This window comes from Endozoicomonas sp. G2_2 (assembly GCF_017744135.1).
Taxonomy (GTDB): Bacteria; Pseudomonadota; Gammaproteobacteria; order Nevskiales; family Salinisphaeraceae; genus Salinisphaera.
Genome location: NZ_JAGHQU010000004.1, coordinates 263,206 through 275,217, shown reverse-complemented (window position 1 = coordinate 275,217; position 12,012 = coordinate 263,206). Strand labels below are relative to the sequence as shown.

The 12,012-nt window shown below is 65.6% G+C and carries 13 protein-coding genes; 10 read left to right on the top strand and 3 right to left on the bottom strand.

Annotated elements, in window-relative coordinates:
- Positions 1-115: 115 nt before the first annotated feature.
- From purM to J7355_RS06970, 3 genes are read left to right on the top strand one after another with little or no spacing between them, the layout of a single operon-like run.
- Positions 116-1,186 (top strand): phosphoribosylformylglycinamidine cyclo-ligase, encoded by a 1,071-nt coding sequence (gene purM, locus J7355_RS06980; RefSeq protein WP_209061191.1) that lies wholly within the window; start codon positions 116-118, stop codon positions 1,184-1,186.
- On the top strand, positions 1,183-1,875 hold the full coding sequence (gene purN, locus J7355_RS06975) for a phosphoribosylglycinamide formyltransferase (protein ID WP_209061190.1): 693 nt from the start codon (positions 1,183-1,185) through the stop codon (positions 1,873-1,875). Before purM ends, purN begins: the two co-directional genes overlap by 4 nt.
- A complete protein-coding gene (locus J7355_RS06970) occupies positions 1,844-2,620 on the top strand; it encodes a DUF3108 domain-containing protein (RefSeq protein WP_209061189.1) in 777 nt (258 codons plus the stop codon). Before purN ends, J7355_RS06970 begins: the two co-directional genes overlap by 32 nt.
- 192 nt (positions 2,621-2,812) lie before the next feature.
- Here J7355_RS06970 and dcd read toward each other — a convergent pair whose 3' ends face one another.
- A complete protein-coding gene (gene dcd, locus J7355_RS06965) occupies positions 2,813-3,379 on the bottom strand; it encodes a dCTP deaminase (RefSeq protein WP_209061188.1) in 567 nt (188 codons plus the stop codon).
- 139 nt (positions 3,380-3,518) lie between these two features.
- On the opposite strand from dcd, the gene J7355_RS06960 reads away from it, so the two are divergent.
- Positions 3,519-4,526 (top strand): zinc-dependent alcohol dehydrogenase family protein, encoded by a 1,008-nt coding sequence (locus tag J7355_RS06960; protein WP_209061187.1) that lies wholly within the window; start codon positions 3,519-3,521, stop codon positions 4,524-4,526.
- Between the two features lie 80 nt (positions 4,527-4,606).
- Here the strand turns inward: J7355_RS06960 and J7355_RS06955 are convergent, their stop codons facing one another.
- Positions 4,607-4,900: a hypothetical protein gene (locus J7355_RS06955; protein ID WP_209061186.1), complete on the bottom strand. Its 294-nt coding sequence runs from the start codon at positions 4,898-4,900 to the stop codon at positions 4,607-4,609.
- Between the two features lie 150 nt (positions 4,901-5,050).
- Here J7355_RS06955 and J7355_RS06950 point away from each other — a divergent pair, with 150 nt between their 5' ends.
- Positions 5,051-5,956 (top strand): LysR substrate-binding domain-containing protein, encoded by a 906-nt coding sequence (locus J7355_RS06950; RefSeq protein WP_209061184.1) that lies wholly within the window; start codon positions 5,051-5,053, stop codon positions 5,954-5,956.
- Positions 5,957-5,965: 9 nt separating this feature from the next.
- On the opposite strand, the gene apbC is transcribed toward J7355_RS06950, so the two are convergent.
- Positions 5,966-7,057, bottom strand: a complete 1,092-nt coding sequence (gene apbC, locus J7355_RS06945; protein WP_209061183.1) for an iron-sulfur cluster carrier protein ApbC — start codon at positions 7,055-7,057, stop codon at positions 5,966-5,968.
- A 78-nt stretch (positions 7,058-7,135) separates the two neighbouring features.
- On the opposite strand from apbC, the gene metG reads away from it, so the two are divergent.
- The 5 genes from metG to J7355_RS06920 are packed head-to-tail and all read left to right on the top strand — an operon-like array spanning position 7,136 to position 11,981.
- The gene (metG, locus tag J7355_RS06940; protein ID WP_209061182.1) at positions 7,136-9,259 is read left to right on the top strand and encodes a methionine--tRNA ligase; all 2,124 of its coding nucleotides are present in this window, start codon (positions 7,136-7,138) and stop codon (positions 9,257-9,259) included.
- Between the two features lie 4 nt (positions 9,260-9,263).
- Positions 9,264-9,920 carry an RnfABCDGE type electron transport complex subunit B gene (locus tag J7355_RS17875; RefSeq protein WP_209061181.1) on the top strand — a complete coding sequence of 219 codons (657 nt, stop codon included), beginning with the start codon at positions 9,264-9,266 and terminating at the stop codon, positions 9,918-9,920.
- Between the two features lie 17 nt (positions 9,921-9,937).
- Positions 9,938-10,585 carry an endonuclease III gene (gene nth, locus J7355_RS06930; protein ID WP_209061180.1) on the top strand — a complete coding sequence of 216 codons (648 nt, stop codon included), beginning with the start codon at positions 9,938-9,940 and terminating at the stop codon, positions 10,583-10,585.
- On the top strand, positions 10,585-11,250 hold the full coding sequence (locus tag J7355_RS06925) for a fumarylacetoacetate hydrolase family protein (protein WP_209061179.1): 666 nt from the start codon (positions 10,585-10,587) through the stop codon (positions 11,248-11,250). Before nth ends, J7355_RS06925 begins: the two co-directional genes overlap by 1 nt.
- A 44-nt stretch (positions 11,251-11,294) precedes the next feature.
- Positions 11,295-11,981 carry a phosphoglycolate phosphatase gene (locus J7355_RS06920; RefSeq protein ID WP_209061178.1) on the top strand — a complete coding sequence of 229 codons (687 nt, stop codon included), beginning with the start codon at positions 11,295-11,297 and terminating at the stop codon, positions 11,979-11,981.
- Positions 11,982-12,012: the final 31 nt, after the last annotated feature.

The following is a 12,012-nucleotide window of genomic DNA, read 5'->3' as shown; positions in this document are numbered from 1 at the left end:
ATCGCGCCCGAAACACTTGAAATCACGGCGTGCCGGCACTCGGATGGCAACGAATCGCGGCAGACCCCGACTGCCGCGTTACAATAACACGCGCTCCTGCCGTTCGGCGGGGCTAATGCTTTCAAACACGAGCGATTTCGACGTGAGTCAACGCCCTTCTCTGACCTATGCCGATGCCGGCGTGGATATCGACGCCGGCAACCGCCTGGTCGACGAAATTCGCGAGCCGGTCGAGGCCACGCGCCGTCCGGAAGTGATCGGCGGTCTCGGCGGCTTCGGCGGCCTGTTCGAACTGCCGGTCGATCGCTATCGCCGTCCGGTTCTGGTGTCCGGCACCGACGGGGTCGGCACCAAGCTGCGTCTGGCGATCGACGCGCAGCGGTATGACGGCATCGGCATCGACCTGGTCGCCATGTGCGTGAACGATGTACTGGTCACGGGCGCCGAGCCGCTGTTCTTTCTCGACTATTACGCCACCGCACATCTCGATGCCGCGGTGGCCGCCCCGGTGATCAAGAGCATCGCCGAAGGCTGTCGGCAGTCCGGCGCCGCGCTCATCGGCGGTGAAACCGCGGAAATGCCCGGCATGTATGCCAGCGGCGATTTCGACCTCGCCGGCTTCTGCGTGGGCGTTGTGGAATACGACCGCCGTATCGACGGCAGCCGGATGACCGAGGACAGCGTGGTGCTCGGCCTTGGCTCCTCGGGCCCGCACTCGAACGGCTACTCGCTCGTGCGCCGGATTCTCGATGTGGCCGGCGCCACCCTGGATACGCGGCTCGGCGACCAGAGCCTGGGCGACGCCCTGCTCGCGCCCACACGAATCTATGTGAAGGCCATCCAGCAGCTGCTCGAGGTGGTGGATGTCCAGGGCATGGCGCATGTCACCGGCGGCGGGCTGGCCGAGAATTTCGCGCGCGTCATGCCCGAGCATCTGGCGGCCACGCTGGAGCACAGCGCCTGGCAGCGCCCGGCAATCTTCGACTGGCTGGCCGAGGCCGGCAACGTGACTGACGCCGAGATGGCGCGCACCTTCAACGGCGGCATCGGCTTCTGCGTGGTCGTGCCGGCCGATCAGGTCGCGCAGGCGATCGACGTTCTCAGCGGTGCCGGCGAACAGGTCTTCACGCTCGGCCATATCCACGCGCGCGAAAGCGCGAGCGACGACGCCGTTCGCCTGGTTTGATCGGGCCGAACGAAGGCGCCCGCGATACGGCGCCACGTCTTGTCGTTGTCATCTCCGGGCGCGGACGCAACCTGCAGGCGATCATCCGCGCTATCGAAACCGGCGATCTGAACGCGCAGATCGCGCTGGTGATCAGCAACCGCAGCGATGCGCCGGGCATGCAGATCGCCCGCCTGGCGGGGCTGAACTGTGTCTGCATCGAACCCAAAGGGTTCAAGCGCCGCGATGACTTCGACCGTGCCCTGGGTGCGCGTATCGCGGCCGCTCGGCCGGACTGGGTGGTGCTGGCCGGCTACATGCGCATCCTGAGTTCAGCGTTCGTCCAGCGTTTCGAGTCCAAGCTGGTGAATATCCATCCCTCGCTGCTACCGCGCTACAAGGGACTGAACACCCACGAGCGAGCGCTGTCGAACGGCGATGCGCGTCACGGGGCCAGCGTTCATTTCGTGACCCCGGATCTCGACGACGGGCCGCTGATTCGTCAGGCCAGCATCGCGATCGCCCACGACGACACGCCCGAAACGCTGGCCGACCGGCTCATGGCCGACGTCGAGCAGCGGCTCTACCCGGCGGCGCTTGCGGAGTTGATCGCCGGCACGGTGCGGTTCTACGACGGTGTCGTGTGGCGCGATGGCCAGATACAGGAGCAGTGCCCGCATGACGACTACGACTCGATCGCCACGACCTGATACCCGCCGGGGGCTCGCGGGCGCGGCCCTATTGGTCGGCGCCCTGTTCAGCAGTAGCGCCGGCGCGGCGGTCACCGATCCGTTCACGGCCCATTTCAAGGTCAACCGCGGCTCGATCGGACTCGGCACCACGACCTTCAGCCTCGCCCGTGCGCAGACCGCCGACTGCTATGTCTATTCCGGGCGCGCCAACCCGAACGCGCTCGTGCGGGTGTTCATCGGCGATGTCAGCGACGAGAGCCGGTTCTGTATCGAGGACGACGCGCTGCGCCCGAGCCGCTTCTCGCATCACATGCAGGGCGACGCCGAGGACAGCTATACGCTCGATTACGACTGGGACACACGCCAGGTCGTATATCGCAGCGAAGCCGGCCGACAGGAAACGATGGCGCTGGGCGAACAGGGCCTCGATCCGCTTTCGATCCAGATCGCGGCGCGGCGCTGGGTCGCGGCCGCCGCCGATCCCGACAACCTCGGCACGGCAGATTTCACCCTCGTCGACGAAGACGAAACCAAGACCTACACCCTGCGCGCCCGCGACGGCGGCACCATCGACACACCGGCCGGGCGTTACGACACCCTGCTGGTCGAACGCGTGGACGACGACAAGCGCCACCTGCGCTTCTGGCTGGCGCGCAACGCCGACTGGATTCCGGTGCGCGTCGAACACCAGAAAGGCGACGACGGCATATTCCGCATGTCGCTGACCAGCCTCGACCGGCCGGGCGCGCGGACTGCGCAGTAGCCCCGCGTCAGACCTCGCGGATAAAGTCTTGTCGCCCGGCCGTCCTGCAACACACAGACCGGTCGCACGCAAAGCCGCCCGGGCGCGACCAACATATGCCTTCTTTCAGGCCCGCGCCCTGGCGTGATCCTTGTTCGGGCGATTCCGGGCCGCGCATTCAAGCCGGCGTTGTCGCGCTAGTGAATCCGGGTTCTAGGTACGCGGCAGCGTGACCCCGCGCTGGCCCTGGTATTTGCCGCCGCGATCCTTGTACGAGGTCTCGCAGATTTCGTCCGACTCCAGGAACAGCATCTGCGCCACGCCTTCGTTGGCGTAGATCTTGGCCGGCAGCGTGGTGGTGTTGGAGAACTCCAGCGTCACGTGGCCTTCCCATTCCGGCTCCAGCGGCGTCACGTTCACGATGATGCCGCAGCGCGCATAGGTCGACTTGCCCAGACAGATCGTGAGCACGCTGCGCGGAATGCGAAAGTATTCCACCGTCGAGGCGAGCGCGAACGAGTTGGGGGGAATGATGCAGGTCTCGCCCTCGAAGTCCTGAAAGCTCTTTTCGTCGAAGGCCTTGGGGTCCACCACCGCGGTGTTGATGTTGGTGAAAATCTTGAAATGCGGCGAGCAGCGCACGTCGTAGCCGTAGCTCGACACACCGTACGACACGATGCGCCCTTTCTCGTTTTCCTTGATCTGGCCGGGCTCGAACGGCTCGATCATGCCGTGGTCGGTGGCCATGCGGCGGATCCACTTGTCGGACTTGATGCTCATCGGGGTCGGCTCTGCGCGGCGGGCAAAGCGCGCAGTTTAGCGTCTCGAAGCGCTGTGCGCCTACGCCGGGGCTGAGCCATGCGACGCGATGGCGTATCGTTGCCACATCAATGCTTCAACCGTTTCCAGGAGCCCAGCCATGAAGGTTCAACTTATCCGCGAATTCGGCACGCCCGATGTCTTCGAGGCCGCCGATATCGATACGCCCTCCCCCGGCGCCGGCCAGGTTCTGGTGCGCCAGATCGCGTCGAGCGTGAACCCGGTCGATACCAAGCTGCGCGCGGCCGGTCCCCCCATCGCGCCCGAGCTGCCGGGGGTGCTCGGCTGCGACGTGGCCGGCGTGGTCGAAGCGGTCGGCGAAGGCGTCACGCGGCTGAAGAAAGGCGACGCGGTCTATGGCTGCGCCGGCGGGCTGCGCGGACGCGGCGGGGCCTACGGCGAATACATCGTGGTCGACGCCGCCTTCATGGCCTTCAAGCCGGAGGCGCTCGACTGGCGCGAAACCGCCGCCCTGCCGCTGGTCACGATCACGGCCTGGGAAGCGATGGTGGATCGCACGCGCGTGATGCCGGGCGATCATGTGCTCATCCACGGCGGCGCCGGCGGCGTAGGTCATATCGCCATCCAGCTGGCCAAGGCCCAGGGGGCGCGCGTTGCGGCCACGATATCGTCGGCCGCGAAAGCCGATATCGCGCGGCGCATGGGTGCCGACGACATCATCAACTATCGCGAGGAAAGCGTCGAAGACTATGTCGAACGTCTGACCGGCGGGCGCGGTTTCGACGTGGTCTTCGATGCGACCGGCGGTTCGGATATCGCCACCTCGTTCGCCGGCGCGCGGGTCAATGGCCAGGTCGCGACCATCGTGTCGCAGTACGAGGCCGATCTCACGCCCATGCATACCAAGAGCCTGACGCTGCACACGATCTTCATGCTCACCAGCATGCTCCACGGCATCCACCCGCAGCACCACGGCGAAATTCTCACCAAGGCCGGTCAGCTCGCCGCGACGAACCAGCTCAAGCCACTGCTCGACGAGCGCCGCTTCACCCTCGACGACATCGCAGCTGCGCATTCGCACCTGGAAGCGGGTGCCGCGGTCGGCAAGATCGTGATCGATATCGGCAACGAGGCCCGCAACGCCTGAGACGGGCGCCTGGCGGCCCGGCGCGTGCCCGGGCCGCCATGATGTCGATCCAGCGACCGAGAATTCCGGCAGCAACGATTCTAGGGGCCGCTGCGTGCCGCATGGTCGCGAAGACGGGCATCGTGCGGCCCGGGCTCGTGCAGGCGTTGGCGCAGCCGGGCCCGGCTATGGCCGAGATCGCACAGGATATGGTCGTCGCGTTTCAACAGCGCCTTGATCGCCCGGCGTTCGCGCCAGCGCTGTACAACGCGCCCGATCAGCGCGAATAGCCAGAGCGGCGGCATGGCCGGCATGTACAGCCGCTCGAGCGCGGCATGTTGCCGTTCGACCTGCTGCGCAGTCGGCGGTGTGGATCGGCTGGAATAGTCACGCATAGCTGCTCTCCATATGGCGTGCCGTCGAAGGCCGCCGAGGTACATCGCGTGCCCCGTTATTCGAGGCACGGGATCAGCCTGCGCTTGCCCAACTGTTCAATCCAGCGAAAAGATTTATACTATGCGTTCACTATTTCTTAACGAAAGCTCATGACCCAAGCCCCCGCACCGCGGGCATCGAGCACTCAGCCACTGCTGGATACCGATGTGCTGCGTAGCTTCGTCGCCATCGCTGAGTACGGCAGCTTCACGCACGCGGCAAAGGCCGTGTTTCGCACGCCATCGGCGTTGAGCATGCAGATCAAGCGACTGGAGACCACGCTGGACAAGAGCCTGTTCGTGCGCGAAGCGCGACGCGTGCAGCTCACCGAGCACGGCGAGCTGCTGCTGCGCTACGCGCGCCAGCTTCTCCAGCTCAACGCCGAGACGGTCAACGCGTTTCTTGCACCGACGCTGGAAGGCACGGTACGCATCGGCACACCGGACGACGTGGGCACACGCATCCTGCCGCGGGTGCTGGCGGCGTTCGCACGCTCGCATCCCGCGGTCCAGGTCGACGTGATGACCGGCGCGAGCCGCGACATTCTGGCCCGTCTCGACGCCGGCGAGATCGACCTCGCCCTGATCACCGCCGGCAACCGCGACGTACAGAGCGAGCGCGGCGAGATCGTGCATACCGAGCCACTGGTGTGGGTCGGGCGCGCCGACGGCACGGCGCGTCTGCGCGAACCATTACCCGTGGCGTTGGCGGATCACGGTTGCGCGTGGCGCGCCAGCGCGGTCGACGCGCTCGATCGTGCCGGGCGTACCTATCGCGTGGCGTACAGCAGCGAACACAGCGCGGGACAACGCGCGGCGGTACAGGCCGATCTCGCGGTGGCGCCGCTGCCGCGATCGCTTGCCGGCTCGCCGCTGCTGGAGCTCATCGACGAACCGAAGATGCCGGCACTGCCCGACACGCATGTCGCGCTCGTGGTCGGCGCCCAGTGCGCCGAAGCCGGCAAGGCGCTCACGCAGCATGTGCGCGCCGCATTCCAGGCGCTGCGACCGCGCTGAGCGGCCGGATCAGCTGTTCTCGACCTTGATGTTCGGGAACTTGCTGGCGTAGTCCTTCTTCTGGCGCGCCAGCCGTGCGGCGGTCTTGCGCGACATGTCGAAATAGGCGCTGGCGATATTGCCGTCGGGCTCGGCGACCACGCTCGGGTGGCCTGCATCCGCGTTCTCGCGGATGGAAATATCCAGCGGCAGTTCGCCGAGCAGATCCACGCCGTATTGCTCGGCCAGCTGGCGCCCGCCGTGGGCGCCGAAGATCGCCTCTTCGTGGCCGCAGTTCGAGCAGATATGGGTGCTCATGTTCTCCACGATGCCCAGCACCGGCACGTTGACCTTCTTGAACATCTCCACGCCCTTGCGCGCGTCGAGCAGGGCCAGATCCTGGGGCGTGGTCACCACCACCGCGCCGGAAACCGGCACCTTCTGCGACAGCGTCAGCTGAATATCGCCGGTGCCCGGCGGCAGGTCGATGATCAGATAATCCAGGTCGTCCCAGGCGGTCTGAAACAGCATCTGCTGCAGCGCGGAGGTCACCATCGGCCCGCGCAGGATCGCCGGGGACTCCTTGTCGATGAGGTAACCGATCGACATGGTCTGCATGCCGTGGGCTTCCATCGGGATCAGTGTCTTGCCGTCCTTGGCCTGGGCGCGGCCCTCGATACCCATCAGGCGCGGCTGGCTTGGGCCGTAGATATCGGCGTCCAGCAAGCCCACCGACGCGCCGTCCCCCTTGAGCGCGAGCGCCAGATTGGCAGCGACCGTGGACTTGCCGACCCCGCCCTTGGCCGAGGCCACGGCGATGATGTTGCGTACGCCCTCGACCCGCTTGAGCGAGGGCTGGACCGCACGGGCGGCGACCGAGAAACCCACCGTCACGTCGGCGCGCTCGATGCCGTCGACGGCTTCGAGCATGGCGCGGACCTGCTCGGCGAGCTTCTGGCCGTAGTTTCCGCAGGGAAAGCCGAGATCCAGTTCGAGCGTAACGCGCTCGCCGGTCACCTCCAGCGACCGGACCGCGCGTGCGCTCATCAGATCGGTATCGAGATAGGGTTCGTTGAAGCGGCCGAGTTCGGTCTCGACGGTCTTTTTCAGGGAATCGCTCATGGCGTGCACCCGGTGATTGTCTGCGCAAATTGAAACGGTGGCGATGATAGCAAGTACAAGCGGGCCACCGGGGTGCGTATGGCATACTGGCCGGCTTCCAAAAGCCACGAACACGCTCGGGAAAACCTAGCCATGGCGCGCGATATTCTTGTCACCTCCGCCCTGCCCTACGCCAACGGGTCGATCCATCTCGGCCATCTGGTGGAGTACATCCAGACCGACGTGTGGGTGCGCTTCCAGAAGCTGCGCGGCCACAACTGCGTCTATGTCTGCGCGGACGACGCGCACGGCACGCCGATCATGCTCAAGGCGCGCGACATGGGCATCGAACCCGAGCAGCTCATTGCCGACGTCGGCGCCGAGCACAAGCAGGATTTCGATGACTTCCTGATCGGCTTCGACAACTACCACTCGACCCATTCGGACGAAAACCGCGAGCTGGCCGCCGAGATCTACACGCGCCTGGAAAAGGCCGGTCATATCGCCCGTCGCACCATCTCGCAGGCGTACGACGAAGAAAAACAGATGTTCCTGCCGGATCGCTTCATCCGCGGCGAATGCCCGAAATGTGGCACGGCAGAGCAGTATGGCGATGCCTGCGAAGTCTGCGGCGCGACCTACCAGCCGACGGAACTGATCAATCCGGTCTCGGTGCTCTCCGGCGCCACGCCCGTCGAGCGCGACTCCGAACACTATTTCTTCCAGCTCGCCGATTTCGAGGCCTTCCTGCACGACTGGACCCGCAGCGATCATCTGCAGGAAGCCGTGACCCGCAAGCTCGACGAATGGTTCGAGGCCGGACTCAAGGACTGGGACATCTCCCGTGACGCGCCCTATTTCGGCTTCAAGATCCCGGGCACCGAAGACAAGTATTTCTATGTCTGGCTGGATGCGCCGATCGGCTATATGGCGAGCTTTGCCAACCTGTGCAAGCGGCGCCAGGCCGAGGGCAAGGCGCTCGACTTCGACCATTTCTGGAAGGCCGATTCCGACGCCGAGCTGTACCACTTCATCGGCAAGGACATCGTCTATTTCCATGCCCTGTTCTGGCCGGCGATGCTGGAAGGCGCCGGCTATCGCACGCCCACGGCGATCCATGCGCACGGCTTTCTCACCGTCAACGGCGAGAAGATGTCCAAGTCGCGCGGCACCTTCATCAAGGCGCGCACCTGGCTGAAACATCTGCCGGCGGAATTCCTGCGCTACTACTTCACCGCCAAGCTGTCGGGCAAGGTCGAGGATCTCGACTTGAACCTCGACGACTTCATGGCCCGGATCAATTCGGACCTGGTGGGCAAGTACGTCAACATCGCCAGCCGCTGCGCGAACTTCATCACCAAGCGTTTCGACGGCCAGCTGGCGGATACGCTGGACAAGCCCGAGCTGTTCGAGCGCTTCGCCGCGGCCGCCGACGAAATCGCCGAGCACTACGAGCAGCGCCGCTTTGCCCAGGCGGTTCGTCAGATCATGGCGCTGGCCGACGAAGCCAACGCCTATGTCGCCGAGCGCGCCCCCTGGCAGCTGGCCAAGGAAGAGGGCCGCGAGGACGAGCTGCAGCAGATCTGCACGACCGCGCTCAACCTGTTCGCCCAGCTCACGATCTATCTCAAGCCGGTGCTGCCGGAGACGGCCGAGCGCGCCGAAGCGTTCCTGCAGGTCGGCGATCTGACCTGGGCCGATCTGGCCACGCCGCTGACCGGCCACGAGATCGCCAAGTTCAAACCGCTGCTGCGCCGTGTCGAACAGCCGGCCATCGACAAGATGATCGAAGCCAGCCAGGAAGACCTGGCGGCCAAGGCCGCGCCGCAGGCCGAAGCGGAGGCGCCAAAGAAAGCCGCCACGAAGCCGGCAGATAAAAAGCCGGATACGGCCGATGGCGACGACAAGATCGAAATCGGCGATTTCGCCAAGGTCGACCTCCGCGTGGCACGTATCGCCGCCGCCGAACATGTGGAAGGCGCAGACAAGCTGCTCAAACTCACGCTCGACGTGGGCGCATTGGGCACCAAACAAGTCTTTGCCGGCATCAAGTCCGCCTATGCCCCCGAGACACTGGAAGGCCGGCTGACCGTCATGGTCGCCAACCTCGCCCCACGCAAGATGCGCTTCGGCCTGTCCGAGGGCATGGTGCTTGCCGCCGGTGACTCACCGCATATCCTGTCGCCCGACGACGGCGCCCAGCCCGGCGACAAGATCAAATAGCCCCATGAGCGCGCCGTCTGTCGACGCCATCGACGCCCTCCTGCCGCAGACGCAGTGTCGGCGCTGCGGCTATGACGGCTGTCGGCCCTATGCCGAAGCGATCGCCGCGGGCGAGACGGATATCAACCGCTGCCCGCCCGGCGGCGACGCCACCGTCGAGCGGCTCGCCACGCTGACGGGCGCGTCGATCAAACCCATCGATCCGGAGTGCGGCGATGCGAGCGTGGCCAAGGTCGCGTTCATTCGTGAAGACGAATGCATCGGCTGTACGCGCTGTATCCAGGTCTGTCCGACCGACGCGATTATTGGTGCGGCCAAGCAGATGCATACGGTGATCGAGTACGACTGCACCGGCTGCGAGCTGTGCGTGCCGGCCTGCCCGGTCGACTGTATCGACATGCCCGAATCGGATGCCGAGAGCGGGCAGCCGCTATGGCCGCCCGAGCGCGACGTCGACGCCGAACGCGCCGCACGGGCGCGCGAGCTGTTCGAGGCCCGCCAGAAACGCCTGAACCGCCAGACCACAAGACGGCGCCGCGCGAACCGACACGACGCCACCGTCGATGCCCGCGAGGACGCCGCGGCGGGTGCCGAAGCCAAGAAATCGACCATTGCCGATGCCATCGCCCGGGCCAAGGCAAAACGCGAACAGCGCGACTGACCGATGTCCCCACGTCCATGAACAAGGCCAAGCGAACCGAAATCTTCACGCGTTTGCGCGATGCGAACCCCAGCCCGAAAACCGAGCTGCAATACGACTCCTCGTTCGAGCTGCTGGTCGCGGTGATCCTGTCGGCCCAGGCGACCGACGTCGGCGTGAACAAGGCCACCGCCAAGCTCTTTCCGGTAGCGAACACGCCGCAGGCGATTCTCGATCTCGGCGAGGACGGCCTGAAGTCGTATGTGAAGACGATCGGCCTCTACAACAGCAAGGCCGCGAACATCATGAAGACCTGCCGCGCACTGGTCGACGAACACGAGGGCCGTGTACCGGACACGCGCGAAGCACTGGTCGCCCTGCCCGGCGTGGGTCGCAAAACGGCGAACGTGGTACTCAACACCGCCTTCGGCAAGCCGGCCATGGCGGTGGACACGCATATCTATCGGGTCTCGAACCGCACCGGCATCGCGCCGGGCAAGACCGTGCGCGCGGTCGAGGACCGGCTCATGCGGCTGGTGCCCAAGGAATTCCTGCTCGACGCGCACCACTGGCTGATCCTGCACGGACGCTACACCTGCCGTGCCCGCAAGCCATTGTGCGACGACTGCATCATCGTCGACCTGTGCGAGTATCGGCACAAGAATCTCACCGAGGAATCCGTCTGATGGCCACCCACTCCGCCCGTCCCGCCGACGCCTTCGCCGCGCGCAACACGCCGCGCATCTTCTGCATCGGCCGCAACTACGCCAAGCACATCGAAGAACTCGGCAACACGCTCAGCGGGCAGGAATCTGTGGTCTTCATGAAGCCGGCCAGCGCGCTGATCGCGCCAGGCGAAGCCATCACCCTAGCCGACGATGTCGGCGCGATCCATTACGAGACCGAGCTGGTAATCGAGATCGGCAGTGGCGGCCGCGACATCGCCCCCGAACGGGCACGCGAACATATCGCCGGTATCGGCCTCGGCCTGGATCTGACCCTGCGCGACGTCCAGACCGATCTGAAAAACACCGGCGAGCCGTGGGAAAAGGCCAAGGCGTTCGATCACAGCGCGCCGCTCGGCCCGCTCATTGCACTGACCGACGATATCGACCTGGCCGATCTGCATTTCGAGCTCACCGTCGACGGTGAAACCCGCCAGCGCGGCCACACCGCCCACATGCTGGTCGGCGTGGCCGATCTCATCGCCATGCTCAGCCACCACTGGCTGCTGCTGCCCGGCGACCTCATCTTTACCGGCACGCCCGAGGGCGTGGGCCCGGTGCATCCGGGCATGCATCTGGCACTGTCGTCCCCGCAGCTCGCGCCGGCTGAATGGACGATTGCCTGAGCGAAGCGGCAAGGCGCAGCCCCTCACAAGAAAAAGGACAGGCCATGCATCCGGCTCTTACCGATATCGCCCTCGTGGTGTTCGACCTCGACGGCACACTGATCGATTCGGCGCCGGATCTGGCCACCGCGGTCGACGCCACGCTCGGCGACCGCAACCTGCCGCCCGCCGGCGTGGACAAGGTACGCCGCTGGGTGGGCAACGGCTCGTACAAGCTGGTCGAGCGCGCGCTTGCAGACGCCCGTGATGTGGCGGGCGATACGCTGGACAAGGCCGAGGTCGACGCGGCGCACGAGCGCTTTCTCATCCACTACGCGGCCGCGCCCTGCGACCGCACGCTGCTCTACGACGGTGTGCGCGAGTGCCTCGAGGCCATGCAGGCACGCCACATCGCCTGTGTACTGGTGACCAACAAGCCGTCGGCGTTTCTGCCGGCGATCCTGGAACGCTTCGAGCTTGGGCCCTTCTTTGCGCTCACGCTCGGCGGCGACAGTCTTCGCGAAAAGAAGCCACACCCGGCACCGCTACTGCATGCGGCCGAACACACCGGCATCGTCCCGGCGCGGGCATTGATGGTGGGCGACTCGCGCCATGACGTGCAGGCCGGCAAGGCCGCCGGATTCAGAACACTGGCGGTGACTTACGGCTACAACCACGGCGAACCGATCGCCGATAGCGCGCCCGATCACGTGACGGATTCACTCGCCGTTCTGGCGTCGAACGCGCCCTGAGCACCGCAACGCCAAATCTAAAAAGACCTGT